27 protein-coding genes and 1 pseudogene are annotated in these 25221 nt (G+C 58.0%); 8 read left to right on the plus strand and 20 right to left on the minus strand.

From position 1 onward, the window contains the following. Positions 1-46: 46 nt before the first annotated feature. The gene (locus AC6R19_RS10475) at positions 47-463 is read left to right on the plus strand and encodes a protein tyrosine phosphatase family protein (protein ID WP_500579769.1); all 417 of its coding nucleotides are present in this window, start codon (positions 47-49) and stop codon (positions 461-463) included. A gap of 22 nt (positions 464-485) precedes the next feature. Next, complete coding sequence (locus AC6R19_RS10480) at positions 486-2210, plus strand: SulP family inorganic anion transporter (RefSeq protein WP_500579770.1); 1725 nt, start codon at positions 486-488, stop codon at positions 2208-2210. Between the two features lie 135 nt (positions 2211-2345). On the opposite strand, the gene AC6R19_RS10485 is transcribed toward AC6R19_RS10480, so the two are convergent. The 5 genes from AC6R19_RS10485 to AC6R19_RS10505 all read right to left on the minus strand — a co-directional run bounded on the left by AC6R19_RS10485 (position 2346) and on the right by AC6R19_RS10505 (position 7397). Continuing rightward, a complete protein-coding gene (locus tag AC6R19_RS10485) occupies positions 2346-2555 on the minus strand; it encodes a cold-shock protein (RefSeq protein ID WP_500579771.1) in 210 nt (69 codons plus the stop codon). A gap of 211 nt (positions 2556-2766) precedes the next feature. Beyond that, a complete protein-coding gene (locus AC6R19_RS10490; protein WP_500579772.1) occupies positions 2767-3681 on the minus strand; it encodes an alpha/beta fold hydrolase in 915 nt (304 codons plus the stop codon). A gap of 356 nt (positions 3682-4037) precedes the next feature. Further along, the gene (locus AC6R19_RS10495) at positions 4038-5417 is read right to left on the minus strand and encodes a hypothetical protein (RefSeq protein WP_500579773.1); all 1380 of its coding nucleotides are present in this window, start codon (positions 5415-5417) and stop codon (positions 4038-4040) included. A gap of 8 nt (positions 5418-5425) precedes the next feature. Then, on the minus strand, positions 5426-5806 hold the full coding sequence (locus AC6R19_RS10500) for a hypothetical protein (RefSeq protein WP_500579774.1): 381 nt from the start codon (positions 5804-5806) through the stop codon (positions 5426-5428). A 13-nt stretch (positions 5807-5819) separates the two neighbouring features. After that, a complete protein-coding gene (locus AC6R19_RS10505) occupies positions 5820-7397 on the minus strand; it encodes a hypothetical protein (RefSeq protein WP_500579775.1) in 1578 nt (525 codons plus the stop codon). 630 nt (positions 7398-8027) lie between these two features. Here AC6R19_RS10505 and AC6R19_RS10510 point away from each other — a divergent pair. Next, positions 8028-8303, plus strand: coding sequence for a hypothetical protein (locus AC6R19_RS10510; RefSeq protein WP_500579776.1), 276 nt, complete (start codon positions 8028-8030; stop codon positions 8301-8303). Positions 8304-8324: 21 nt separating this feature from the next. Here the strand turns inward: AC6R19_RS10510 and AC6R19_RS10515 are convergent, their stop codons facing one another. From AC6R19_RS10515 to AC6R19_RS10550, 8 genes are all read right to left on the minus strand, one after another. Beyond that, positions 8325-8675, minus strand: a complete 351-nt coding sequence (locus AC6R19_RS10515) for a DUF488 domain-containing protein (protein ID WP_500579777.1) — start codon at positions 8673-8675, stop codon at positions 8325-8327. A gap of 214 nt (positions 8676-8889) precedes the next feature. Next, positions 8890-9669, minus strand: a complete 780-nt coding sequence (locus AC6R19_RS10520) for an SDR family NAD(P)-dependent oxidoreductase (RefSeq protein WP_500579778.1) — start codon at positions 9667-9669, stop codon at positions 8890-8892. 16 nt (positions 9670-9685) lie between these two features. After that, the gene (locus AC6R19_RS10525; RefSeq protein ID WP_500579779.1) at positions 9686-10366 is read right to left on the minus strand and encodes a glutathione S-transferase family protein; all 681 of its coding nucleotides are present in this window, start codon (positions 10364-10366) and stop codon (positions 9686-9688) included. Between the two features lie 69 nt (positions 10367-10435). Then, positions 10436-10762: a hypothetical protein gene (locus AC6R19_RS10530; RefSeq protein WP_500579780.1), complete on the minus strand. Its 327-nt coding sequence runs from the start codon at positions 10760-10762 to the stop codon at positions 10436-10438. A gap of 26 nt (positions 10763-10788) precedes the next feature. Continuing rightward, on the minus strand, positions 10789-11034 hold the full coding sequence (locus AC6R19_RS10535; protein ID WP_500579781.1) for a hypothetical protein: 246 nt from the start codon (positions 11032-11034) through the stop codon (positions 10789-10791). Positions 11035-11371: 337 nt separating this feature from the next. Next, entirely contained in the window at positions 11372-12331 is a 960-nt protein-coding gene (locus AC6R19_RS10540) for a gliding motility protein GldB-related protein (protein ID WP_500579782.1), read from the minus strand. A gap of 85 nt (positions 12332-12416) precedes the next feature. Beyond that, positions 12417-13259, minus strand: coding sequence for a YwqG family protein (locus AC6R19_RS10545; RefSeq protein ID WP_500579783.1), 843 nt, complete (start codon positions 13257-13259; stop codon positions 12417-12419). Positions 13260-13378: 119 nt separating this feature from the next. After that, positions 13379-14263: a LysR family transcriptional regulator gene (locus AC6R19_RS10550; RefSeq protein ID WP_500579784.1), complete on the minus strand. Its 885-nt coding sequence runs from the start codon at positions 14261-14263 to the stop codon at positions 13379-13381. Positions 14264-14384: 121 nt separating this feature from the next. On the opposite strand from AC6R19_RS10550, the gene AC6R19_RS10555 reads away from it, so the two are divergent. Next, the gene (locus AC6R19_RS10555) at positions 14385-15488 is read left to right on the plus strand and encodes a citrate/2-methylcitrate synthase (RefSeq protein WP_500579785.1); all 1104 of its coding nucleotides are present in this window, start codon (positions 14385-14387) and stop codon (positions 15486-15488) included. Between the two features lie 185 nt (positions 15489-15673). Here the strand turns inward: AC6R19_RS10555 and AC6R19_RS10560 are convergent, their stop codons facing one another. Continuing rightward, positions 15674-16321, minus strand: a complete 648-nt coding sequence (locus AC6R19_RS10560) for a DUF899 domain-containing protein (protein ID WP_500579786.1) — start codon at positions 16319-16321, stop codon at positions 15674-15676. Positions 16322-16466: 145 nt separating this feature from the next. Here AC6R19_RS10560 and AC6R19_RS10565 point away from each other — a divergent pair, with 145 nt between their 5' ends. Continuing rightward, positions 16467-17453 (plus strand): GlxA family transcriptional regulator, encoded by a 987-nt coding sequence (locus tag AC6R19_RS10565; protein WP_500579787.1) that lies wholly within the window; start codon positions 16467-16469, stop codon positions 17451-17453. 40 nt (positions 17454-17493) lie between these two features. On the opposite strand, the gene AC6R19_RS10570 is transcribed toward AC6R19_RS10565, so the two are convergent. The 6 genes and pseudogenes from AC6R19_RS10570 to ahpC form a co-directional block, all read right to left on the minus strand. Beyond that, positions 17494-17787: a transposase gene (locus AC6R19_RS10570; protein ID WP_500579813.1), complete on the minus strand. Its 294-nt coding sequence runs from the start codon at positions 17785-17787 to the stop codon at positions 17494-17496. Continuing rightward, positions 17782-18270: pseudogene (locus AC6R19_RS10575) on the minus strand (NAD(P)H-dependent oxidoreductase); the annotation flags it as partial. The gene AC6R19_RS10570 and the pseudogene AC6R19_RS10575, both read right to left, overlap by 6 nt. Then, positions 18204-19088, minus strand: coding sequence for a TolB-like translocation protein (locus tag AC6R19_RS10580; protein WP_500579788.1), 885 nt, complete (start codon positions 19086-19088; stop codon positions 18204-18206). The pseudogene AC6R19_RS10575 and the gene AC6R19_RS10580, both read right to left, overlap by 67 nt. 101 nt (positions 19089-19189) lie before the next feature. After that, positions 19190-19435 (minus strand): hypothetical protein, encoded by a 246-nt coding sequence (locus tag AC6R19_RS10585; protein WP_500579789.1) that lies wholly within the window; start codon positions 19433-19435, stop codon positions 19190-19192. A 556-nt stretch (positions 19436-19991) separates the two neighbouring features. After that, on the minus strand, positions 19992-21593 hold the full coding sequence (gene ahpF, locus AC6R19_RS10590; protein WP_500579790.1) for an alkyl hydroperoxide reductase subunit F: 1602 nt from the start codon (positions 21591-21593) through the stop codon (positions 19992-19994). Positions 21594-21736: 143 nt separating this feature from the next. Then, the gene (ahpC, locus tag AC6R19_RS10595; RefSeq protein ID WP_500579791.1) at positions 21737-22303 is read right to left on the minus strand and encodes an alkyl hydroperoxide reductase subunit C; all 567 of its coding nucleotides are present in this window, start codon (positions 22301-22303) and stop codon (positions 21737-21739) included. 296 nt (positions 22304-22599) lie between these two features. Between ahpC and AC6R19_RS10600 the strand changes: the two genes are divergently transcribed. From AC6R19_RS10600 to AC6R19_RS10610, 3 genes are all read left to right on the plus strand, one after another. Then, a complete protein-coding gene (locus AC6R19_RS10600; RefSeq protein WP_500579792.1) occupies positions 22600-23916 on the plus strand; it encodes a DUF2157 domain-containing protein in 1317 nt (438 codons plus the stop codon). A gap of 11 nt (positions 23917-23927) precedes the next feature. After that, the gene (locus AC6R19_RS10605; RefSeq protein ID WP_500579793.1) at positions 23928-24458 is read left to right on the plus strand and encodes a GDYXXLXY domain-containing protein; all 531 of its coding nucleotides are present in this window, start codon (positions 23928-23930) and stop codon (positions 24456-24458) included. Between the two features lie 120 nt (positions 24459-24578). Next, positions 24579-25172 (plus strand): CPBP family intramembrane glutamic endopeptidase, encoded by a 594-nt coding sequence (locus tag AC6R19_RS10610; protein ID WP_500579794.1) that lies wholly within the window; start codon positions 24579-24581, stop codon positions 25170-25172. Positions 25173-25221 lie beyond the last annotated feature (49 nt).

Raw genomic sequence — 25221 nt, forward strand, 5'->3', positions numbered from 1 at the left:
GCATGACGAACCGTTAAATGTTTGAGCGACTAATTTCGAGGTGACGATGAACATCAAATATCTGGACGACCAGGTCAGCGTGTCGGAACAGCTCGGCTGCGATGCCGTGGCACAGCTGGCAGGGTTGGGCGTTGAGGTCCTGGTCTGCAACCGCCTGGAAGACGAGTGCGAAGACCAGCCCGGTTTCGCCGAACTGGAACAGGCCGCCCGCGACAACGATATGGAGTTCGTCGCCATTCCGTTCGCCCGCGGCCAGATGACCCTGGAGCACTGCCGGGAATTCGCCGGTGTCCTCGGCTCGGGCAGGAAAGTGCACGCCTTCTGCCGCACCGGTAACCGCTCCTGCAACCTCTGGGCCGCTGCGCGCAGTCTCGCCGGCGCGGACAAGAAGGCATTGCTGAAAGGTGCCTGCGCGGCGGGCTTCGACGTCAGCGGCGTGGTCGTCGCCTTCGATGTGGAATAAGTTGGCCGTATAGAGAAACAGAATGCGCTCGCTGTCAGCCTACCTGCCCGCCATCGACTGGCTGGGGCAATACAACACCCGTACCCTGAGCCGCGACCTGATGGCCGCTGTGATCGTCACCATCATGCTGATCCCCCAGTCGCTGGCCTATGCGCTGCTGGCGGGCGTGCCGGCGCAGGTCGGCCTCTACGCGAGCATAGTGCCGCTGCTGGCCTATGCAGTCTTCGGCACCAGCCGTACCCTGTCGGTGGGGCCCGTCGCCGTGGCCTCGCTGATGAGCGCCGCGGCCCTGAGTGAGGTCGCGTTGCAGGGCAGTGCGGAATACCTGCTGGCCGCGGCCCTGCTGGCGCTGCTGTCCGGTCTCTTCCTGACCCTGCTGGGGGTGATGCGGCTCGGGTTTCTTGCCAATTTCCTCTCCCACCCGGTGATCTCCGGATTTATCACGGCTTCCGGCATATTGATCGCGCTGAGTCAGCTGAAGCATATCCTCGGCGTAGATGCCAGCGGCGACAACCTGCTGCAGTTGCTGACGTCGCTGCAGGAAAATGTCGGCGGCATCAATTCCTATGCCCTGGTTACCGGCATCGCGGTGATACTGTTTCTCTACTGGTCGCGCTCCGCTGCGGTGCGGCTGTTCGAGCGGTTGTCGTTTTCCTCCCATACGGCGGGCCTGCTGGTCAAGGCCGCCCCGGTGGTGGGGGTGCTGGCCACCATCGCCGCCGCAGTGGTACTCGATTTCGAGGGCAAACAGGTGGCGCTGGTGGGCGCCATTCCATCCGGCCTGCCGACACTGCAAGTTCCCGGGCTGACCTGGGATCTGGTCGAGGCGCTGACAGTGCCGGCGATCATGATCTCCGTTATCGGCTATGTGGAATCGGTGTCGGTGGGCAAGACCCTGGCCGCCAAGCGGCGCCAGAAAATCGACATGAACCGGGAGCTGATCGCCTTGGGCGCGGCCAATATCGGCTCCGGCCTGTCCGGCGCCTTTCCGGTCACCGGTGGCTTCTCCCGCTCGGTGGTCAACTTCGATGCGGGCGCCGAGACCCAGATGGCCGGTGTCTTCACCGCCATTGGCATCGCGCTGGCCTCGATCTTCCTGACGCCGTTTCTCTACTACCTTCCCAAGGCGACCCTGGCTGCGACGATCGTCGTCGCGGTGCTGTCGCTGGTGGACTTCTCCATCCTGAAAAAGACCTGGCAGTTTTCCCGCAGCGATTTTCTCGCGGTGATGGTCACGATAGTGGTGACTCTGCTGTTCGGCGTGGAGGCCGGTGTGTCCTGCGGTGTGGCCGCCTCCATAGTCCTGTTCCTGTACCGGACATCCCGGCCCCATATCGCCGAGGTGGGCCTGGTCGAGGGCACTGAGCATTTCCGCAATATCAGGCGGCACAAGGTGCTGACGGTGCCGGAGATACTGGCCATACGCGTCGACGAGAGCCTGATGTTCTCCAACGCCAGCTACCTGGAGGACCGCATCTACGCGGATCTGGCGGCCAACGAACGGGTGCGGCATGTGATCCTGATGTGCAGCGCCATCAACGAAATCGACTGGAGCGCGCTGGAGGTACTGGAGGCAATCAACGAGCGCCTGGTGGAGCAGGGGATGCAGCTGCACCTGTCCGAGGTGAAAGGGCCGGTGATGGACAGCCTGCAGAAAAGCGGCTTCCTGCAGCAGTTGTCCGGGAAGATTTTCCTGTCCCAGTTCCAGGCGTTTTCACAGTTGAGATCCGGACTGGAGGTGGAGTAACCGCCCGACCTGTCCCGGCTTCAATTGGCGACACCTACAAAAAAGGCGAAACCATCGGTTTCGCCTTTTTTTGGCCGCGCACCTCGGCGGGCGGCTGCCGGACCCGAAGGGGATCCGGACTTGCAGTCGCTATCTTTAGACAACGACGATATTTTCGGCCTGCAGGCCTTTGGGGCCCTTGGCTACACTGAACTCCACCTTTTGCCCTTCGATCAGGGTTTTGAAGCCGGAGTCGGAAATCGCACTGTAGTGTGCGAAGACGTCGGGCCCGGACTGCTGCTCAATAAAGCCGAAGCCCTTGGATTCGTCGAACCACTTGACGGTTCCTGTGACTGTGTTAGACATAATCGTGTCCTAATAACTAAACAATATAAGAAGCCATTGAAAATGGCGGATCTGGCGGGAAAGTAAGCAGGACTTAAAACTAACGGACGAGGATTATGGGTATAACTTCGTAACAGGAGAGAATGTTCGTGTGCTTAATTTCTAGCGCCCTGGCAGTGTATAGAGATTGATCGGGAAGTCAATCAATACTTTTTCCGGGGAGTCGGCGCTGTCAATGCGATTCCAGAAAAGACAGCATCGCCCTGGTCACCGCCTCAGGCTGCTCCAGCGCAGACAAATGTCCGGCGCGCTCGATAATCTGCAAGGTCGCATCCGGCAGCCGCTCGGCCATGCTGGCGGAGCAGGGCGGCGGCAGAGAAACGTCTTCCTCGCCTACTAGTACCAGGGCCGGCTGGCGGATATCGCCGAGCCTGTCCCGCAGGGAATCCCGCGCGCAGAGGGCATCGACCATGTGTTCGATGGAGATCTGCGACATGGAGGCAAACTTTTCCTTCCACTGCCGTACCAGTTCCGGCTGGGTCCTGCGCGTGTGACGGCCAAACATCAGCTTGGCCACCTTGGGCAGCAGCGGCCTTATGCCAAAAATCTTTTCCGCCGCCACCATGGCCTTGTACTTGAATGTCTTGAAACGGGTCTCTGTGCCGGCGTGGCTGTCGAGCAGGATCAGGCCCGACACCCGTTCCGGCGCCACCAGCGCCGCGCGCAGCGCAATCATGCCGCCGATCGACAGCCCGGCCCAGACGGCGCTGTCGATATCCTCCGCATCCAGCACTGCCAGAACATCATTCACCAGGTCGTAGATATCCAGCGGCCGGTCGGCCGCGCTGGATTTGCCGTGGCCGCGCAGGTCGATATTGATTACCCGGTAATTTTCGGACAATGGCGGTACCTGCTTCGCCCACATATCGCCGTCGCAGAGAAAGCTGTGAAGCAACACGACCGGCGGCCCCGCTCCGAAGACGTCGTAGTGGATACGGTGGTTCTGGAGATCGATTTCTGGCATTGCGATGTCCCCGTTAATCGGCAGTGGCAATTTGCGCGTCTGGCTGGGTTTGCCGGTGTGCATATTCCAGAGCCGCATGCTGATAGCCGCCGCGGCTACCCAGAAACGGGATACCCGTTTCACGCGCATACCTGATGGCCTTCAAGGCGCCGGCAGTATCCCGGTAGGGGCTGGCCGGGACGCACCAGAGGCTGTCGAGCCCGGCTAGCACTGTAACGGAAACCTGGTCGGTCCCGATCCAGACGTCGTCAATGGCTATTGGTACTGAGGATCAGCGGCCGCTGGCCGCGCCCTTCCTTGCCGAGCAGGAGCAGAAGGTCAGGGCGCGGGTGTACATGGCTCTCCTCGTCGCCGGAGGATACCACGTAGCCGGCGGGGAGCGGTGGCCTCGAGAAACTCTTCGGTGACGTCGGAGGAGCCGTGGTGGCACCATTTCATCAGGTCCACACCGAAGCGTGGCGATCTTTGAGTACGTCGCCCTAAGATCGCAGGATTTCCCTGGCGACTCCCAAGCCGCGGCTAGTGGTGGTTTCCGGACCCTGTGACCAGTGATCGATAATAGCGAAAGCAAGCTCCCGCCTTCTAGGGCCACTACGGCTCTTCGCAAGTTCACCGAGGACCCAATGATTGTGTGCAATCCTCGTGTCTCGCGCGATTGAGCGAATATCCTGGTCCGCCTCGGAGAATAACGGCAATGCTGCGGTCAGTTCACCCGGCTGGGTCAAGGTCTTTGGGGAGATGCGCGGCCGCTCTGCCTCCGTCCACCAGCGCCTGGCACGCTCCGGGTCGTGACCAAACTTTTCCCTGAAGGCCTTTGTGAAAGGGCTGAGGAAGGGCCAGTTTCCGCCATTCAGGATGCGCTCGACAATTTCCCTGGTACTCGCCCGATCGCCAAAATTTTCCGGATCGTAGAGCACGCGGTCCTTTGCCGCAGCATGAATCGGGCTGGTGGCATCTGTGGTGACCAGCGTCTCGGGCGCCAGGGCGGCTGCGGCAATGGGCAATAGTGAGGGCGCTCCCAGGCCCAAGCAGTGAAATTTCGACAAGCGAGTATTGCGATCGCGGAAACCGTCTGCGATGCCTTTGAGTACCTGTGCCAGGCGCACATAGCGGCGCGGAACCGGACGCGCAAGTTTGAAGGAGGCTCGACCGAGCACGAAAAAGTCCGTCGCGTTCAGGTCACCACAAACGCTCGCCAGGCCCATGGCAGCGAATTCCACTCCCGCCTCTGCGGCCAGCTGCCCTGCATCCCGCGCAGTGTTGTAATCTACAGCGCTCAATACCGCATATACAGGTAGTCCCTGACACAGCGGATTCTCAGCGACCCTTTGCCACAGTTTCAGGCTCCGACGATTGCGCGTGGCAAAGCGCCCCACTCTCCAACCGGTTATCTCTCGCTCCAGATTCAGCGCTACCAAGCAGGTACTGGAGAAATCCTCCTGGGCGATCAAATCGGTGGGATTCATCGATAGCTGGTTCTGGATTAATTGCGGGGAATCGATAGCCGTCGAAGTCTCGGTGCAGTTGGCGAGTACCTCCTCTGCCAATGAGTCAGCCTGTCTGCGCAAGCCGGGCGGAACTTCGAGGCCACGGGGAATGTGACCGAGTTTACGGCGGATAGCTTTTACCTCAAGAGAGAGTATCCGAGCCCTGCTGGAAAACTGAGCGATCACCGCATCAATCAGCTGTTTTGTGCCATTGTCGGCGAAGAGTGGCAAGCCTCTACGACGTACCTCGGCGGCTAATTTCAGTGTCGATGAGGTCACCCGGTGCGCCGACAGCAGATAACCGTCGGCGGTGACTGAGTGTGCCGCGAAGGAATCAAGTGTTTGCCGGCGCAGATTGGCAATGAACCGCATCAAGTAGACTACCCGCCAGGGCCATTCTCGTGGAGCGCATGAGAACAGGATTTGAACTCATCGAGCAGTGCCTGGAGCTCTTCCAGCGCAATTTCGAACTCTGTTTTCGCCATGTCAAAGATATTCCAGGCATCGAGTACTTCTGGATGATTTTCGATACATTCGGCGACCGCCTCATCCATTGCGTCTGTTGGAAAACCCAATTCGTCCTTTTGATGCAAATGCGGTAGATTGACTTCAGCGGTTTCGATGCATTCACTCCGCGCCATCTCCTTGGCTTGTTGCCAGTCCTGCGCGGCCGCAGCCATCAGTGCCAGAAGTGACCACAGCTCGGTAAGCTTGTCTTTAACACTTTCCTCTTCCGATAAGCACCCGTCGTCCGGTGGCATGGCATTTCTCCTGTCAGCGTAGAAATGGGGTAAAGAGCAGCTCCCCCGCGCCCAAGTTATCTCCACCGTCCTCTTCAGGATTGTGAGCTCCGAGAGACCAGTAGATATTGGCCCTGTTGCGCCAGGGCTGAAACCAGCGGCCGGCAAGCCGCAGAAAGGCAATCTCGAAGCTGGCCTTGCCTATCTGGGCCAGCTCAATCATATCCACCTCTACCCCGGGCTTGCCATCCAGCAGACTGGAGCTCCTGTTGAAAAGGCCGCTGAGCCGACAGAAGGCGCCTTTGGTAACGCCCGCGTGGGGTAGGTGGACAAATCTCACCACCCCGTTTGTCTCGGCACCGCTGGATGGGTCCCTCAGCCTCACCCTGCTAAATAGCATGCCGCTGCCCTGAGGAGAAGAGGTAACTTCCTCTACAAAGCCCTTAATCTCTACAAATTCTCCATCTAAACTCTCATTGAGCTTTGCGATTTCCACATTCTTACCATCGGGAATCTCGGCAGAAAACGCCATAGAACCGACCTTTCTCCGGAGATCTTTTAGGTCTTTCGGTGGGCTCGGGTCATAAACACCAGCTGCCAGCCGGTAACTGGCAGCATGGCTGGCAATGGCTTTTCGGGTAAGGAAGTGCGCATCTATGGCCAGACCACCCAGCTTTTCCGCCAGGCCGCCACTTTTGCGTCTCAGCATTTCCCGAATGCCATGTTGCATAGTCGCCTGCGCCCCAACCAGCGCAGGCAACCTGCGTTCTATATCACCAGCGAACGATACTGAGGTTTCAGTGATTTCCTCTGGATTCTCCATGAGCAAAGCGCTGTAAACCCGTTTATGCCCTCTCCGTAGAAAACGGGAAAACTCCTCAATAACTACCTTGACCGCGTCGATTTCTTCGGCTGAAAACTCGTGCTCACCTTCTTCTGCGCCCAAAGCGATATTGAACTGCGCGTGTACCAGTGCTAGCAAACCGCGACACAGACACATGATCACCGCATCCGTTACACTTGCCAGCCCTGTGCTCAGAAAGTCTTCTCTCTCAGGAAGATAGGCCTGCAAAAGGCTTACGTTCTCCGTCTCACCATTCGTCAGACTCTCCATTGACACCTGAATATCGATCTTTTCTTCCAAACCGGTAAGTTTTGTTTGCAATCGCTCCATAATGCTATTGGGGATCTTATTGCCGGTCAGCCGTTCGACTTTTGCCACGAGCCTGTCGAATCGTTTTTGAGGATCACTTTGACGTAATTTTTCTCCCAGATTCGCTGCGAACTTCTCCCGGTTGTCGCTGATAGCTATACCGCGAAGTACAAACAGAAACTCCAAACCCATACGATGATGCAGCTGAAGAAGCCTGGTAACACTGTCAACATAGCCTTGCAGACTGCGAAACTCCGTGTATCCCAACCCTAAGCAGCGACGTGCCTGTTCCTCGAGAATATTCCAGGATAGGGTCAGAAGCGGCTTCTGGAGGGCCATGGTTTCTAAAAAGAGGCGATGGTGCGCTGGGCGCTGGAGCGCGTAAGCCGGCAGAAAATCATATCTAGCCCGGGATAAGGCCGAACGTAATTCTCTATATTGCAATTTTTGGTCGACCATCAATCTCTCCATTTTATTGCCGATCGGATCTATATTTTCTGTCGGATATCAAGACATAGTAGATTATCTGGAACCCGACACAGATCTTTTTCATGCCAAAATATATATCTACTACTTCCGGCCTGGCGCAATACACCAATACTTTAGTTTTTCTACACAACAATCTGCTATTTGTTCATACGCAGTGCGAAGAAGCTTCGGTGAGATCGTCCACTATTTGTTGGAATCGGTCCCGGAAAGTAAAATGAACTTCTCCGTCAGTAAATTCTAATCGCTGGATATAAAATATTCGAAAATCAAATATTTTTTAAGGTTGTGCTATCGGAAAGTATGGCTTAAATGTAAGAGAAATATAGGTGGCGGAAATATAATTCTCTATACAGCCATGACTCGAACCTGTCCGATGGACCGTCCGGCCTTCGGCGCTTTCCGGCGCTGCGACGGCAGGCCTGGAAAGCGCTTGGGACTCGCTCGACTGAGCGGTCTGAGGCGTAGTGTGATACATCCCTCTATCTGCGTTTTTCATGAACATGGCTGCCGAAACTGGAATCGCTGTGACGCGATTCATTTGGAGTTCGCCAACAACACATGGGGTCTCAATGGGCCAGGCAGTATGCGAGGAGAATATGTATGGATAAGCTTATTGAAAAAGGTGATATCTATTTCTTTTATCGACCCAAGGTCAATAAAGAGAAGGTCGCGAGTATCGATGACATCCAGCGTCTATATCTTGTCCTGGTGCCAGGAGGTTGGACAGGTGTCCTGAGAGGGCGGGGCAGGATACTCCGCTTCAGGACGCTGAGCTATCCAGTCGCCTTTTTTGAGAGGTATGCGTTCTGGCGAACAAAATCGGTTCCGACTGCCGCGGTTCGCCTGCAAGCAGACAAGAGTGTATTGCAGAGATAAAAAAGAGACTCCTTACCGCGATCAAAGGGCCGATTCGATATACTCTTTCAGTGCGACCGCATTGTTGTAGTGGGTTTCCTTCGAGCCGAAAAGGAATACAGCTCTTTTCGATTTGATCTTGTCGACCAGCTCATCCACTGACTCGCTTTTATCCTTCAGTTCAGCATAATACCGTTTCTTGAATTCCGGCCATTTGTCGGGGTCGTGGTCGTACCACCGTCGTAGCTTATCGGAGGGAGCGAGCTCCTTTGCCCAGAGGTCGACCGCTGCGCTGTCTTTCGACAGGCCTCTGGGCCAGAGGCGGTCCACCAGGATCCGTATTCCGTCTCCGGATTCCGGCTCTTCGTAGACTCTCTTGGTTGTTATAGCCATGGGGGACTCTCCTTGCGGGCAGGGTGGTTGCGAGCCGACGTAGTGCAGCTTCCACTTGATCCGGAGCCAGGCCGGTGTGTGCCACTTCAGACCCTTCATCGCCGCTGGGGCAGCGCAGCTGGGCCGCCGGTTCCCGGTCATCCATAACTGCCCTCCTCAACTGTCCTTTGTTGGTGACGTGATTGGCCGACAGGCCGATAACCCGTCGATTTCTCTAGCGGCAGGAAGGCAGTCTCTGGGCCCCGTCGACGGGTATATTGGCTCCATTTATCCAGAAGGCGCGGGGCGACAGCAGGAAGAGGCAGGCATCCGCTATCTCGTCGGGCCTGGCGAGCCTGCCCATCGGGAACTCCCTCTCACAGAAATCGCTGAATATCTTCGGGTTTTCGCGGCTGAAGGTATCCCAGGATCCGCCTTCCACCATGGTCGATCCGGGAGAGACGCTGTTGATCCTGATTCCCCGCGGGGCCAGTTCACTGGCCAGCGACTTGACCATATGTATCTGCGCCGCCTTGGCCGACGCGTATTGTGCCCGGTGAACCGTGGGCTTCCACCCGGAAATCGACGAGACAACCAGTATACTGGCATTGGGGCTCTTTTCGAGATGGGGCAGGACTTCCTTGATAAAGGCGAAGCAGTGAAAGACGTTGAGTTCGTAGGTTTTCTTCCAGTCTTCCAGCGAATTTCCACCGATATCCCCGCCGAAGCTGCCGCCCGCGCAGAGTACCAGCAGATCGATTGCCTTCAGCTTGCCCAGGGTATTGTCGATGATGCGCTTCAGATCTTCTTCGTCTGTCACATCCCCCTCGGTGAGGCAGTAGTTGCCAGAGGCAATGTCCTGCAGCTCCCGGTCGAGTGCCTCCAGGCTTTCCCGGCCCCTTGCACAGATGGAGACATTGCACTTCTCACGGGCCAGGCTCAGGGCAATGGCCCTGCCGATTCCGCGGCTGCCGCCGGTTACCAGCGCATTGAGGTTGCCCAGTTTCAGATCCACGGGGTTCCCCTGTCGTTTAAATACAGGTCTCTGTATCGTCGATCCGGTAGTCTTCCAGGATAACCGGCGGCAATTGTTCGGCTTCATCCAACCACTCCCGAACCGAGTCCCTCGACACCAGCCGCGCCATCCACTGTTGCGTCAGCGGCCAGAGTTTGAGGTTAGGATTGTGTGACCGGATCCTGAGAACCGTGGGCACAAAGGCCAGGTCGGCCAGGGACAGCTGCCCGGTCAGGTAGGGGCCGTCGCTGTTGTGCAATTCGTTTTCCCAGACTTCCAAGATCCGCGCCGCATCCTTCATCTCATCGGCGGACATTTCCCGCTTGCCTGGGTAGAAATAGCTCTCGTAGGACAGTCTCGGGCAGATACCTGACAGCCCGGCGTGCTGCCAGGCCAGCAGGGAGCGGGTATGGGCGCGCAGGCGAATATCTGCAGGCAGGAGGGAACCGTCCCCAAGCTCATTCGCGTACTCCATGATGGCAAGGGAATCGTAGATAACGGTTTCACCGTCGACGAGTACGGGAACGGCGCCGGGGGGAGAAAATTCCTTTATTCTGGCCAGGTTTTCGAACCGTTGGGGCCTGCGGATATCGACGACCCGCTCTTCAAACTCTATGCCCTGCTCACGCAGCGCCAGCCAGGCCCTCAAGGCCCAGCTGGAGGCATTCTTTGTTCCGGAATACAAAATTCTGCCCATCAGCGCTCTCCTCAATCTATCCGATTCGTATTGGGAAGTACCCGCCCTAATGGCGGTTGTAGGCCTCTATCAGCTTGCCGTTTCGCGGCAGGCTACAGGTGGGGATAGTCGAGTGTCAAACTGGTGCTCGATTACCTCGTAATGCTGGACCGAGAGATCCGGTTTCAGTTCGTAAACATCGTCTTCCGGGTAAAGTCGCGCCCTTTCAATATGCTCTCCGGCGAATGCCCTGATTGCTGAAAGGCTGTCCCAGTAGGTGATGAGCGTGATCTCCACTTTCCCGGGAAGCCTCCTGCGGAAGATCTGCGCCCCCATATAGCCCGGGGTAGAGGACGAGTCCTTTATGCCGGTATCGTAAAGATAGCTGGTGAACCCCTCGGCGTGCCGCTCCTGCACACGGCATTTCCATTCTCGTGCAAACATTAAAAAGTACTCTTTCGATTTGATCTACAGTTGCAGATTTTGCAGCCTTCCAGGGCGGAAACCACTTTAGACGCTTCGAGCATTATTTCAGCCAGCTCCGATCCTCTGCCGGGTGCTGCAGTGAGCACGGCCTGCATGCCAAACCTGGTGCGGTTCTCCACATTCTGCGAAGCAGCCAATCCAGCCTGTACAACGCCGATAAACAGCAGCAGGCAGAGTGGTATTGCGGTGAATCCTTTAAACATATTCTCTCCCGTGTAAGGTGGTCAATCCCAATGGGATTCTCTGGAGTCCCATGGCCAGAGGTTGGGGAGCTGCGAAGCGGCGGCATCCGGATCGCATCCTGAGTGAAAAGATTTGCGTAAGTCACTCGCATTGACGGCGCTCGAGTAGGAGTGACACATAGCCTTAAGTACATCGTCTGCTTCAGACATTGTTTGCGTCCTCGTGGTATCCGGGGTGTACTGGATCAGAGGTACAACTGTCGACTGTCGGGCTCCCTTCTCACTGGTGTTCGTGCTCACCGCGCGCTGTTTGGGTCCCATGCTTATTTTCGAGCGCTGCAGATGTGTCGCACCCACCCTATTCGAGTGCGATCCCAGGGTGCCAGCCACTCTTGGCCAGGAAGTCCTTCGCGTCGGTCATCTCCAGGATCTCGCGCAGGGCCCGGCGCTTGTCGGGCGCGTTGCGGTAGTAGGCCTTGGCGATCCGATAGCCCACCCAGTAGCCGAGGTCGCCGGGAGTCTCCGGGGTGGCGTTGTAAACCCAGTCGGACAGGTCGGTCTTGTCGAGGTCGGCGACGAAGCGGGTCTCAATCTCCAGTTCGCGCCCGGCTGCCGCGGCTGCGTTGCGCGAATAGGCGACCTGGCCGGCGATAAGCTCGGCTACAAACTCGCCGATACCCTCGACCAGGGAGAGTTCCAGCACGGTGGGCTTTTCCTTGTCGCCGACGGTGCCTGCCATTACCTGCTGGACATGGACGTACTCGTGGGCGAGCACATAGACGATGCGGTCCTCGACGTCGGGGTTGAGCCAATCGGTTGCACACAGCGCCTCGAGCCCGACCTGGATACCGGTATCGGGCCCACCGACAGCCACCGGCTTGCCGCGGCCGATGGCGATGGTTACGGGCGGGAAACGCGCATCCGAATACAGGTGCCCCAGTTTTTGCAGTGCGGCCTCCAGGCGCTCCTGTGCCCGAGGCAGGACGGCCAGACAACGCTTGGCTTCGGCATACAGGGAGGGATTCTTCGTCAATGCGTCGGCAATCCGCTCGCCGGAGATTCGGCGCAGCCTGGCGAACAGATGCAGTCCATCCGAGCCCTGGTCGAGATATTCGCGCTGGAGCTGTTCCGCAGTTGGGCGCCCGTGCGCGGCATCATAGACGCGATAGAAAAGGTCGACATCTTCGGTTTGGACAATTTCCTCCGTCGACGGAGTATCATCCACTGCGGCGGCGCTCTTCGCCAGCACCAGGGTTATCGCGAATGCAAGCGTCCAGGCTGCAGCGACAGCTGCCTTCAGCCTCGTGTCTGTTTTCATGAAAATCCCTCTCTGGGTTGGCCCATAAAGTGCCCGGCTTGCCGCGGCTCCGCTGCACCATTGCTGGCCAACTCGCTGCGTCTGTCTAGCAACACTGCAGAATCAACCAGCTATTATCAAACCGATTCAACTTGGCATCTTGCTCCTGTACCCAAAAGTAGATCATTCCGCAGTCGCCCCACATTATGTCCAAGTCATCGTCGCTATCAAATTGAAACAGCAGCCTCCAGTCCTTTGCGCCTTCTTCCAGCTGTTTTGCCCTTTCGCTTTTATAGCCGTCAGGATTGCCGACATAAATACCATTGGATGCCAACTGAGACTCCAGCTCCATATAGTTGCCCTGGACTGGAGATGGGAAGCCGCCAACCTGGTGGGAGGGATGTTCGTCGCCTTCACTCAGATCAATGTATAAATCAATTTCCCTGTCTGATAAGTTTATATTCTCAACGCAGGGATCATCGTATCTGGGCAATACTTCTACAATCCTAGGCTCTATATGCCATTCTTTAATTTTCAATTCTTCATCCAGGCCTTCTGGATAATCGAAGAATCTGTCCGGATTGGGTTGAAACAGGACTCGCCACTTACTCCGGTCTTCAGGGTCGAAGCCCCATGGCATTTCAATGACATCGTAGAAGAAGAGCAGCAGTCCTTTGTCCCCTAACCATTCGTACTGATGCACGGTGGAGATCTCAGCCAGGTCGATCTGGGCCAGGAATGCCATCGGCTTCCCATTGCTTTCGGGCCAGTTGAAGTTGTGTGTATCAACGAAGGGTTTTCCTCCAAATTTGGAGCGCCTGGCCCGTGATGTTTTCACCAGCCGGATGGCGGGGCGCTTCAAATCTGCAATTTTTGGCTCTAAAGATTTCTTTACCTCTTCCCAATCAATTTTTGGCTTATTTCCAAATAATCTCTTAAAAAATTCCATTTTCTATCCTAAAGAGAGGCAGAATCTCCTGCCCCATATCTCAGTTGGTACCTTTGAACAAGAATGCTTTCCCAGTCCCTGTCCGTCAAGCCTGAGAGAAAGTGGTGCATTTGTTCAGGTTAGCGGGGCTCGGAGTGATCCGCCCCGCCGATCCAGTAGCGCCGGCACACCTGGATAAAGTCCCGGGCTACCGGACTCAGGTCTCGATCCTTGCGATAGAAGAGACCGACTTGACGCTCGATGCGGGCGAAATCGAATTCGTGCAGCGCGCGGAAATGCTGGATCTGCGGCAGCTGCCGCGTCACCTCCGTGCTGATGTAGCCCACGGCCAGCCCCCGGTCGATCAGGTTCAGGCGCACGTTCAGGCTGCTGATCTGCCAGATCATGCGGAAGCGGTCGCGCAGCTTTTCCTGGTAGGGGCGCTGGTCGGGCTCGTCCAGCGAGGACACCACCAGGGGGATGCGCTGCAGATCCTTGGCGGTCATCTCGGCGCGGTGGAGCGGGTGCGCGGGGCTGATCATCAGCAGGCGGTGTTCGTCGTAGAGGGGCTCGGTGCTGAAGCGGTCCATGCGTGTCTGGAAGGGACCCAGGCCCAGCTCGGCCTCGCCGCTCATTACCGCCTGCACTATCGCGCGGGACGGCTGTTCCACCAACCGCAGCCGGGCCTCCGGCCAGCGGCCGATAAAGGTGTGGATCAGGTCGGCCCCGGCGAAGCGGTTGTTGGTGCTGTCGATGGCGACGCTCAACTGCTGGTCCAGACCGCGCGCCAGCCGCGACAGGTCGGCCAGCACCGCCTGTTCCTGCTGTAATTGATCGTCCACGTAGCGGTAGAGGCGGCGGCCCGCCCGGGTCAGGCGCACGGGTCTGTCGCGGATCAGCAGCGGCTGGTTCAGCTTTACTTCCAGCTGCTTGACCGCCTGACTGACCGCCGACTGGGTCAGGTGCAGCTCCTGGGCCGCGGCGCGGAAGCCGCCGGAGCGGGCCACGGAGTGAAAGATACGCATTTCACTGCTTTCCAGGCGCATGATAAGCCCTGCTAATCATTCGTTTACAAAGTTTAATTAGATTAACAGCGCCCCCGGCTTTTTAATAGCTTCATCACAAACACCGTGTGAGGAGGTTGTCATGACAGAGGGAATCAACGCCGGTCTGGAGGGCGTTGTCGTGGGCGAGACGGAACTGTCCAACGTGGAGGGCGATATCGGCCGGCTGACCTATCGCGGCGAGCCCATCGAGGCGCTGGTCAAGCGGGACTTTCCCGCCGTGCTCAATTGGCTGATGACCGGCACCTGGCTGGACGAGGACCAGGGCAGGGCGCTGGACCGCTGGCTGGCCGACGAATCCGAACTGACCGCGGTGGAAACCCGCGTGCTGGAACAGCTGCCCCGCGACACCCACCCGATGGCGGTGCTGCAGGCCCTGGCGCCCATCGCCGATCTGACCCCGGCCCAACAGCCGCCGGCCTGGCTGGAGCAACAGTGGGTACCGGGCATGGTCCTGGCCGCCCGCATCAACGCCGCGGTGCGGGTCTGGCACAACCTGAGCCAGGGCGGCGACGTCTTCGCCGTGCCCGCCGGCCTGGGCTTCCTGGAAAAACTGCTCTTCGGCATCAACGGCACCGCGCCCGGGGAATTGGCCCTGCAGGCCATCAACACCACCCAGATATTGCAGCTGGACCACAGCTTCAATGCCGGCACCTTCGCCGGCCGGGTCATCGCCAGCACCGGTGCCAGCCTGTCCGCCAGCGTCGCCGGCAGTCTTGGCGCCCTGTCCGGCCCACTGCACGGCGGCGCCGACGAGGCGGCAGTGATGATGGCGCGCGGGATCGGCAGCCCCGAGAAGGCCGACGGCTGGGTGCGCGAGGCCCTGGCCAACAAGGTCAAGATCATGGGCATGGGGCACCGGGAGTACAAACGCCTCGATCCCCGCGCCGCCATCCTCAAACCCATGGCCCGCCAGTTCTGCGAAGGCACCGAATGGCAGACGCTGATGGAAACCCTGGTGGCGGTGGAAGACACCTGCCAGGACGTCTTCAGTGCCAAGGGCAAGGAGATTCACGCCAACCTGGAATTCTACAAGGGCGCCGTCTACCTGGCGCTGGGCATTCCGGAGCGCTACTTCACCTCCCTGTTCGCCTGCAGCCGGGTATTCGGCTGGATCTCGCACTTCCACGAGTTCAACCGGGACCCGCGATTGATCCGCCCGCGCGCGCTTTACGTCGGTCGTTGAGGGGGTTGTGCCGGCGGGGTGCCGACGCTGCCACCGGTGCCCCGAGCCGAATTGTCGGCCGCAGATGCTTGCCGTCTGCGCCAGTAGACGGCCGCCGTGGCGACGCAGCTGCCGCCAACGCCTCCGGCCAGCATCCAGCTTGTCAGCCCGGTCAGGGCACACAGCGGACACATTGCCAGTCCCCCTCAATATTCATCGTGTTTCTGCCACCACTGGTAGGGCGGCGTTTGCGGAACCCCTTCCGGGCTGTCCTCCCAGAGCTCCTGGCGACCCATCGGCGTGAGGTCGAGATAAGAGAAATTGGAGCCCAGGTATTCCGCGCCGCGCTGGGTGGTGTGGTAGCTGCGATAAATGGTGTCGTCGTCGCGGATAAATACGCTGATGCCGAACATTTCGCCGTTGTCGCGGGTCGCACCGAAATCCCGGTTGAAATCGCTCCCCGCGGAGGAATACCACGGAAACTCCCAACCCATACGCTCCCTGAACGCGGCGAGCTTGGGATAGGGGGCGAGTGAAACCAGCGCCAGTGAGGTGTCGCGCGCGTGGATATGGGCGATATGCCCCATGTTGTCGACCATCATCGAGCAGCCGGTGCAGGGCGATTCGGCAAACATGAAATGGTAGACAATCAGCTGCCTGCGCCCTTCAAACAGGTCCAGCAGGCCGACCTGGCCTTCGGGGCCAGTAAAGCGGTAACTCTTGCTGACTTCCGTCATCGGCAGGCGGCGGCGTTCGGCGTTCAGCGCATCCCGGAGCCGGGTGTGTTCCTTCTCCTTGATTCGAAAAGCATCCAGCGCGCTCTGCCATTCCTGTGTATCGACTATCCGGTTCATAGTGACCTCCGTTTGTAGTGTCCGGGGCAGTATGGCGCTCGGTGCGCTGGCAAGCGCTGTGGTCAAATGACGGGGATGGGGTGGTTTTGTGCCATCCGCTCGCCTATGATCTTCCGCAGTGAAAGGGACGGAGGGGCGTACGACAGTGAAGAGTGTCTATATCCTGGTCTATGAAGAAGTGGTGCTCTCGTCGGCGGCAGCGCCGCTGGATATATTCATGCGCACGAACGACATCCTCAGGCAGATGGGTCGGGCGGCGGCTTTCGATATCTCCCTGGTTGCCGAGCGGGCCAGCGATATCCGCCTCGGCGGCCCCGCGTCCTTCGCCTGCCAGCGCAGCCTGGAAGAGGTGCCGCCAAAGTCCGCCGGCCATCACCAGAGCCTGATCCTGGTTCCCGCCTTCGATGGCGAATGGGAGCTGCTGCGCAGCAAGAACGGTGCGGCCATTGCGTGGCTGAAACAGCACTATGCGGCCGGAACTGAAGTCGCGAGCCTGTGCAAGGGCAGCTATTTCCTGGCGGAGGCCGGACTGCTCCAGGGCAAGGCCTGCACTTCCCACTGGGCCGTCATCGACGATATGCGCCGCCGCTTCCCCGAGCTGGACCTGCAACCGGATTCCGTGCTCACCGACCAGAGCGGCGTCTATACCGGCGGCGGCGCGTTTTCGTCACTGAATCTGGTTTTGTATCTCGTCGAGAAATTCTGCGGGCACGATGTCGGCGTGCGGGTCGCCAAGAACTTTTCCATCCACCGGGATCATATGAACCAGGCGCATTTCTCGATATTCAGTGGCCTGAACCGGCACGGCGACAAGGCGATTCTGGATGCGCAGAGTTTTATCGAAGAGCGCTATGGCGAGGATATCAGTGTCGAGCAGATTGCGGCGCAGGTGAATATGAGCAAGCGCAACTTTATCCGCCGTTTCAAGGAGGCGCTTCAGATGACGCCGATTGAATATATCCAGCGGGTGAAAATTGAGGTTGCCAAGAAAGCCCTGGAGAGTGGCAGGCAGAATATCCAGGCGCTGACCTATGAAGTGGGTTACAACGATAGCAAGACCTTTCGCAGTGTTTTCAAGCGCTTGACCGGGGTTACGCCGCAGGACTATCGCAACAAATATGGGCGTGTATAAGAGGCTGTAAATAATTCTGTGTAACCGTCCATGCCGCTGGTTACTGGTGATCGACCAAGCGATCACAAAATTCGATCATAAAACGGTTTAGCGCTGGCTTCCAGTTGCGGATAGGCATCGTCCATTTTTTCGCTGCGGACTGCATGGCCAGGAAGACCACCTTCATCGCCGAGTCGTCCGTCGGGAACACCTTCCGTTGTTTCGTCGCCTTGCGGATAACGCTGTTAAGGGACTCAATGGCGTTGGTGGTGTAGATTACTTTCCGGATCTCTGGCGGATACTCAAACAGGGTGATCAGGTTCGGCCCGTACTCATCTGCATGGTCATACGCCACACCCGGTGCCCAAACGCGATCAAACCAGCCTTTAAGGACAGCGGGGAAACCAAACCACCAGGTGGGGAACACCAGCAAAATGGCCTCTGCCGCCAGCAATCGTTCCACCTGGGATTCTACCCGCTGAGCAAAGTAAGTGTTGGCATATTAGCTGCGCCGCTCTGCCTCCGTTAACGAAGCGGAGAATTCTTGGCCGTACAGGTCTTCCACCTCAACCGTATGCCCGGCAGCCTGAAGCGTGACGACTACCCGCTCAGTGAGTGATGAACACGGACTTTCCGAAAGCGGATGCGCTTTTACAACAAGGCACTTCATTTGATGGTAACTCTTCATTTTTCTTGGGTGTGATGTTACCCACGGGACCGCAGAAGGCGCGCCGTCTTTTGGCATCGCTCTTTCTGCGATTGATATATGGCTCATTTTTTGGGCCTGAGGTCTTCGATAACCTGCGCATCTACCCAATAGGTATCTACGTCGGGCCATGCACCATCAATCGCAGGCGTAGCAACTCTACTGAAGAAGAAATATTTTCCGTCTGGTGTTACCGATGGGCCGCCTTCCTGCTTTTCTGTGTTTATCTTGTTGCCCAGGTTGATCGCTTTACCCCACGAGCCATCTGGCTGCCGGAAGCTGATATAAATGTCTTTATCGCCATACCCGTTCTCTCTTTCGCCGTCCCACATAATATAGGATTCGTCCGGAGCAATGAAGGGATGGGCATTCCATTTTCCTGTGTTAATCTCTTTACCGAACGCTTTCGGTTCTTCGCGTTTACCGTCCACTAACCGTGAATAACGAATGACACCATCACCATGGGGCATACCTAACTCATCAAAAACATAAGTTCCTTTAGAGGAAACCTTAAGGCTCATGATTTTTATCTCTTCAAACGGGGAGCCAAGGCTTTTCATTTCTGACCATCCATCCTTTGTGCGCTCCTTATAGCGCTTGCCAAAATGCATGGTCTTGCCGTCGGGAGCGAAGGAGGGTCCGTGCCCGGGTAATGTATCAGACACATACCAACGATTATCTTTATTTTTAAAAACGACAGTTTCTACTTTTTTATTATCCGGACGCTGTCTGGTAAAATAAAATTCATGCATGTCGAAGGAGAACTTAGCGCCGCCTTCCCAATCCTTTGTTGCAATAATGCCGGGGGCAAAAAGTTCAGGGGTCAAGCCGGGAGTCTTTTGTCCGAGGTAGGGGCCTTGAAGAATTGGAAATTCATCTTGACTATAACTTTTACTGGTCATAAGTGGAATAGAAGACAGCAGAATAATTGAAATACAAATATGCTTCATAATTTATCCTTATTTTGAAGGCAACGAATTATTTAACTTCGTTTAATGTGATTTTCTGATGGCGACAAACAAATTATTAGGTGCATAAAGTAAACTGTCCCTCAACGGCGCCTGGTTAGCCTGGTTCCACTATTGGCTTCCACAAGAACTGATAATTTTTCTTGTCCCTTCTTGGATGGCTTAGTAAGTTCTACAGATTCTATAGCTGATGCCTCAACAGTTTTCTCCTTCCAATCTTCAGTTCTATCTTTATGAAGAAGTACTTCTGTAGCAGCGCGGACTATAATAGATAACTGAGCAGAAATCCCTTGTACATCGTCTCCAATTATTGGTGCATAGAAAGTCAAGGCACTTTTTCTTTAATGAGATCTCCTTTAAGACGATTTCCATATCCGAGGTCACCCAGTATTCCCATATTCAAAATCGAAGCCTGATCAGACACCTTTGATAGAAGCTCATGAATTGACTCCAACTGCTGTACCTGATATTGCACCTATAAGTCCTAGCCATGCTGTCATTAGTTTACTCACTTACGGCTAACATTTATATCGTAGTCGTAACGACCACTTTCCCCCCCTCATATCTCTATTGAGACAATTTGACCAAGAGTGCGCTGGAACGCTCGCAGCGTCAAGCTTGCAGGGGAACTGGTACGCTTTACCAGTTCTTGATAAACGATCGCCGTGCCTCATATCCCCATTTTTCCGCAGCCTCACAAGGCATTGTTTCATGGGATTTTCACCGGATATGGCAGTAGGGTCCTGATATCGAGTCCGGTGATTGTTTTCCAGGCAGACACGGGCGGGAATAGAGTGGGTAGGTGAAAATATGATCAGTGGTGAAAGGTAAGGAATAATGTCGGCCGGAATTGCTCCGGCCGCCTCTTATGTTCCTCGTGGTGGATTAAGCGCTGGCCGCTAGCGCCTCGAGGGCAGTCTTCACCTGTCCCGCCTCCTCGCTAACGGACGAGCGGATCAGGTAGTCGAAGGCCCCCAGCGCCGCGGTGGCCCCCGCACCCATGGAGATCACTATCTGCTTGTAGGGCACGGTGGTGGCATCGCCGGCGGCGTAGACGCCGGGGAGGCTGGTGGCTCCGCGTTCGTCTATGGCGATTTCGCCCACGCGGTTCAGTTCCACTTCGCTGTCCTTCAGGAACTCGGTGTTGGGCACCAGGCCTATCTGCACGAAGACGCCGGCCAGTTCCAGGTATTTGCTTTCGTCGCTCACCCGGTCTGTGTACTGCAGGCCGTTCACCTTGTTGCCGTCGCCGAGGATTTCGGTGGTCTGGGCATTGGTGATGATGTCGATGTTGTCCATCGACCGGGCCTTGCGCACCAGTACTTCGTCGGCGCGCAGTGTGTCGGCGAATTCCAGTACGGTGACATGCTTGACGATACCGGCCAGGTCGATGGCCGCCTCTATGCCGGAGTTGCCGCCGCCGATCACCGCTACATGTTTGCCCTTGAAAAAGGGGCCGTCGCAGTGAGGGCAGTAGGCCACGCCGCGGGTTTTGTACTCCTCCTCGCCGGGTACGCCCAGTTGTCTCCAGCGGGCGCCGGTGGCGAGGACTACCGAGCGGCTTTGCAGGGTGGCACCGCTCTGCAGTTCCAGGTCCAGCAGCTGGTTGCGGGCCAGGTTTGCCGCGCGCTGGCCGGTGATGATGTCCACGCCGTATTCCTTCACGTGCTGCTCCAGGCTGGCGGCGAGTTTGGGACCCTCGGTGTAGGGCACGGAGATAAAGTTCTCGATACCCACGGTGTCCATCACCTGGCCGCCGAAGCGCTCGGCCACCAGGCCGGTGCGGATGCCCTTGCGCGCGGCGTAGATGGCGGCCGCGGCGCCGGCGGGGCCGCCGCCCACTACCAGCACATCGTAGGCTTCTCTTTCGTTCAGGGATGCGGCCTCGCGTTCGGCGGCGCCGGTGTCCAGCCTGGCGACGATTTCCTGCAGGGTCATGCGGCCCTGGGCGAAGTGCTCGCCGTTCAGGTAGACCGATGGAACCGCCATCACGTTACGCTGTTCGACTTCGTCCTGGAAGAGGGCGCCGTCGATCATCTCGTGGGTGATATTCGGGTTCAGGGTCGCCATCAGGTTCAGGGCTTGGACAACGTCCGGACAGTTCTGGCAGGACAGCGAGATATAGGTTTCGAAGTGGTATTCGCCCTGGAGGTTGCGGATCTGCTCCAGCAGTTGCGGATCGGCCTTGGACGGGTGGCCGCCGGTCTGCAGCAGGGCGAGTACCAGGGAGGTGAACTCGTGGCCCAGGGGAATGCCGGCAAAGCTTACGCGTGGCGCTTCGCCGGTGCGGGCGACGGCCATGCTCGGTGTGCGCTTGCCGCTGCCGCTGTGGGTTTCGATCTTGTCGGAGAGACCGACGATTGCATCGGCCAGCTTTTCCAGCTCCGCGGATTTGGGGTTGTTGTCGCTGGACACACGCAGTTCGATCGGCTCGATGATATTGCGCAGGTAGGTGTCCAGTTGCTGTTTCAGGTTGGCGTCCAACATCGGTGTGTCCTGTCGATTGATAGGGTTAAAAAAGCCCACCCGGGGGTGGGCAAATGGGGATGGCAGTTCCGGTTGAGGTCTTGGCGGGCCTGCGGCCCGCGCGGGCGAACACAAGGTTCGCCCCTATAAAATGGTCGCGAGTGTTAGATCTTGCCGACCAGGTCCAGGGACGGGGCCAGGGTTGCTTCGCCTTCCTTCCACTTGGCCGGGCAGACTTCGCCCGGGTGGGCGGCGATGTACTGGGCGGCCTTGATCTTGCGCAGCAGTTCCTGGGCGTCGCGGCCGATTCCGCCGGCGGTGATCTCGACGATCTGGACCTTGCCCTCCGGGTCGATCACGAAGGTGCCGCGGTCGGCGATGCCTTCTTCCTCGATCATCACGCCGAAGTTGCGGGTGATGGTGCCGGTGGGGTCGCCGATCATCGGGAACTGGATCTTGCCGATGGTCTCGGAGGTGTCGTGCCATGCCTTGTGGGTGAAGTGGGTGTCGGTGGAGACCGAGTAAATCTCGACACCCAGCTTCTGGAACTCGGCGTAGTTGTCCGCCAGGTCGCCCAGTTCGGTGGGGCAGACGAAGGTGAAGTCGGCCGGGTAGAAGAAGAACACGGCCCACTTGCCTTTGACGTCGGCATCGCTGATGTCAAAGAAGTCGCCGGCCTGGTAGGCCTTGGCCTGGAAGGGCTTCAGTTCGGATTCGATATAGCGGGACATAGATAGCTCCTGGTTCACTGTGTTTGGGTTAGGAAGTTGCTTGGAACGGGTGTAATACTATGGGTCTGGATCGATTAATAAAAATAATCTATTTAAATGAGTTTGATAGTTTGCTTTGATTAATATGTGCTTATTCATAGTGCCGTAGGGTGCGCCATGGTGGCGGCGACAGGGCCAATTGGTAGCGCGGCGCACCCTAAGGTCAGGATTGCGCCGGCCGCCGCCATTGCCGATACTCGCTCGGCTGACCAGTGCGTCGTTATTTAGTCAGCACCGGCAGTCATTCAGGGGACGTTATGCGATTGATTCGGTTACTGAAGAACGACCTGGCGCGGGAAGCCGAGGAGTGGGTCGGGGAGGGGCTGATCAGCGAGGCCCAGGCGGAGCGGATCTGCGATCGCTACGGTGTCGACTACCAGCAGGCCAGGAACCGCTCCTTCGGCTACAAGGTGCTGGTGGGCTTGGGCTACCTGTTCATCGGCCTGGCGATCATCACCCTGCTCGGCGCCAACTGGGACGAGATACCGCGGGCGCTGCGCATGTGGGGCCTGATTGCGCTGACGGTGACCACCCAGGGGATAGCGCTGCGCCAGTATCTCGCCGGCGACCGCAGCGCCGGGGTGGGGCTCTTCCTGCTCGGCAATCTCTTCTTCGGTGCCTCGATTATCCTGATCGCACAGATCTACCACCTGGGCGAGCATATGCCCGACGGCGTCTTCTGGTGGGCGCTGGGCTGCCTGCCGTTTGCGCTGCTGACGAAGAATCCCTGGCTCACGCTGCAGGCGCATCTCCTCGCGCTGATCTGGTTCTTTCTCGAAGTCAGCTACGGCTTCTATCCGGCGCTCTTCCCGCTGTTTGTTCTCTCCTCTGTTTATGTGCTTTACCGCGGGCGCCAGAGCGTGGTGCTGTTGCTGGTGGTGCTGGCCAGTATCGGCTTCTGGGTCGAGTACTCCCTGGCGGCCTTCTGGCGGGAGGCGGAGCAGTTCTTTCTGTTCGACTTCCAGGCGGAAAACCTGGCGGTGGCCGTGGCGCTGTTTATCCTGCTGTTTGCGTTCGGCCACTGGCTGGATTCGCGGCCGGCCGCGGCGGGTCGGGATTACGCCGCGGTGATCTTGGTTTGGTGCCTGCGCTTTGCGCTGATTCTGATGCTGGTGATGAGTTTCGCCAATCCCTGGGAGGGACTGCTGGATGCGGACTGGAATCACCAGCCGTCCATGTGGGCGGTGATAGTGCTGCTCGGTGGCCTGGCGCTGTGGCTGGCAGCGAGGGCAGGGCGGCTGGTTTCCGTCGCGGTGTTGCTGGCCGCATTCCTGGTAACACTGCTGGCAGTGATTATTTCCGGCAACGAGGAGCATGCGGTCTATTTCCAGGTGGCCACCAATTTCGCCCTGATCGGCAGCGGTGTCTGGCTGATAGTGCGGGGCATCAACAGCGGCATCTCCCACTACTTCTTCCTCGGCGTGGCCTCGATACTGGTCACCGCGCTGCTGCGCTATATCGACCTGATCGGCGACTATGTGGGCGGGGCCGTGATCTTCGCCCTGTTCGCGGCATTGCTGCTGGGTGCGGCCAAATACTGGAAACGCCACCAGTCCCGGGAGAGTGCGCTATGAAGGGAAGCGGCATGAAGCGGAAAATCCAATTGGGCCTGGTTGCTGCCATCGCCTTCCAGTTCCTGATACTGGTCGGCATGTACGTCGGTGCGCAGATGCCGCTGTGGACCGGCGAGGCCATCCGCCTGGAGACGATCCCTGTGGATCCCCGCTCCCTGTTCCGCGGCAATTATGCGCGGCTCGAGTACAACTTCTCCCAACTGGACGCCTCGCTGTTTCCGGCGGACAAAAAGCTGCGCGAGGGCGAGGTGGTCTATGTCTCCCTGAAAGCGGACAAGAAAGGTTTCCACCGGCTGGCCGGTGCCAGCCTGGAGAAGCCGGAGGAGGGCGTCTTCCTGCGCGGCAGGGTTACCGGCGGCACTTGGCTGAGAGATGCGAAGAGCAGCTACCGGGTGAAGTACGGTATCGAGGCTTTCTTCGCGCCCAAAGAGAAGGCGCTGGGGCTGGAGAGCGAACTGCGCGATGGCGGCGTGGCGGAGGTGATGGTATCCGGTTCCGGCAGGGCGCGGCTGAGGGATGTGGTGGGCAAATCCGGTGAATGAACTGTAGGTTGGGGTGAGTTCAGCGAACCCCAACATTCAGCGTGGGGGGCGTTGGGGTTCGCAAGGCTCACCCCAACCTACGCGGAGTGGCGGCAACGCGGCAATAAAAGGGAGCCATCGATGAGTCAGCCCGGCCTGGAAGCGCCGAACACCTTCGGCCTGGCGCTGCTGCTGCAGCTGGCCACCCTGGCGATAGCACTGGCCGGGATTTTCTTTCTCGATGTTCGGGTATCCGTTCTCGGGTCTTCTGGATTTTTCGAGCTTTTGATCGGCACGTTCGGCGCATTACTGAGCTTCGCCGCCGCCATCTGGCTGACCCGCTCGAAAACGGCTGTCGGCGCAACGCTGCGCAAGCACTGCCGCGATCTGTACCCGCTGTTTTCCCGCTACTCCGCGCTACAGATAGTGCTGGTCTCCCTCGCCGCCGGCCTCTGTGAGGAGCTGCTGTTCCGGGGTTTCCTGCAACCCTGGCTGTCGCAGCTCAGCACGCCACTGCTGGGATTGCTCGGCGCCTCCGTGGCCTTTGCGCTGCTGCACTACGCCTCCTTTACCTACTTTGCCGCCACGCTGGCAGTCGGCCTGGTTCTCGGCGTCACTTACCGGGTGACGGAGAGCCTGCTCTGCGTGGTGACCTGGCACGCGGTCTACGACCTGTTCGCGATCGCCGCCCTGGCCAGGTACCCGCAGCTGCTGGGCGTGCTCACGGCAAAATAGCCTGAGCTCATCTGCCAATGCCGTCGATCCTGCACCGGAAGAGGGCGGA

This window comes from Microbulbifer sp. SE14 (assembly GCF_059834885.1).

Coding starts and splice junctions, on each gene's coding strand:
- AC6R19_RS10505 (WP_500579775.1), bottom strand. CDS start 7,397: ATGGTCGACCAAAAATTGCAATATAGAGAATTACGTTCGGCCTTATCC.
- AC6R19_RS10605 (WP_500579793.1), top strand. CDS start 23,928: ATGAAGCGGAAAATCCAATTGGGCCTGGTTGCTGCCATCGCCTTCCAG.
- ahpF (WP_500579790.1), bottom strand. CDS start 21,593: ATGTTGGACGCCAACCTGAAACAGCAACTGGACACCTACCTGCGCAAT.
- AC6R19_RS10495 (WP_500579773.1), bottom strand. CDS start 5,417: ATGCGGTTCATTGCCAATCTGCGCCGGCAAACACTTGATTCCTTCGCG.
- AC6R19_RS10480 (WP_500579770.1), top strand. CDS start 486: ATGCGCTCGCTGTCAGCCTACCTGCCCGCCATCGACTGGCTGGGGCAA.
- AC6R19_RS10535 (WP_500579781.1), bottom strand. CDS start 11,034: ATGTTTAAAGGATTCACCGCAATACCACTCTGCCTGCTGCTGTTTATC.
- AC6R19_RS10510 (WP_500579776.1), top strand. CDS start 8,028: ATGGATAAGCTTATTGAAAAAGGTGATATCTATTTCTTTTATCGACCC.
- AC6R19_RS10550 (WP_500579784.1), bottom strand. CDS start 14,263: ATGCGTATCTTTCACTCCGTGGCCCGCTCCGGCGGCTTCCGCGCCGCG.
- AC6R19_RS10540 (WP_500579782.1), bottom strand. CDS start 12,331: ATGAAAACAGACACGAGGCTGAAGGCAGCTGTCGCTGCAGCCTGGACG.
- AC6R19_RS10475 (WP_500579769.1), top strand. CDS start 47: ATGAACATCAAATATCTGGACGACCAGGTCAGCGTGTCGGAACAGCTC.
- AC6R19_RS10600 (WP_500579792.1), top strand. CDS start 22,600: ATGCGATTGATTCGGTTACTGAAGAACGACCTGGCGCGGGAAGCCGAG.
- AC6R19_RS10560 (WP_500579786.1), bottom strand. CDS start 16,321: ATGAACCGGATAGTCGATACACAGGAATGGCAGAGCGCGCTGGATGCT.
- AC6R19_RS10580 (WP_500579788.1), bottom strand. CDS start 19,088: ATGAAGCATATTTGTATTTCAATTATTCTGCTGTCTTCTATTCCACTT.
- AC6R19_RS10555 (WP_500579785.1), top strand. CDS start 14,385: ATGACAGAGGGAATCAACGCCGGTCTGGAGGGCGTTGTCGTGGGCGAG.
- AC6R19_RS10515 (WP_500579777.1), bottom strand. CDS start 8,675: ATGGCTATAACAACCAAGAGAGTCTACGAAGAGCCGGAATCCGGAGAC.
- AC6R19_RS10485 (WP_500579771.1), bottom strand. CDS start 2,555: ATGTCTAACACAGTCACAGGAACCGTCAAGTGGTTCGACGAATCCAAG.
- AC6R19_RS10500 (WP_500579774.1), bottom strand. CDS start 5,806: ATGCCACCGGACGACGGGTGCTTATCGGAAGAGGAAAGTGTTAAAGAC.
- ahpC (WP_500579791.1), bottom strand. CDS start 22,303: ATGTCCCGCTATATCGAATCCGAACTGAAGCCCTTCCAGGCCAAGGCC.
- AC6R19_RS10525 (WP_500579779.1), bottom strand. CDS start 10,366: ATGGGCAGAATTTTGTATTCCGGAACAAAGAATGCCTCCAGCTGGGCC.
- AC6R19_RS10545 (WP_500579783.1), bottom strand. CDS start 13,259: ATGGAATTTTTTAAGAGATTATTTGGAAATAAGCCAAAAATTGATTGG.
- AC6R19_RS10610 (WP_500579794.1), top strand. CDS start 24,579: ATGAGTCAGCCCGGCCTGGAAGCGCCGAACACCTTCGGCCTGGCGCTG.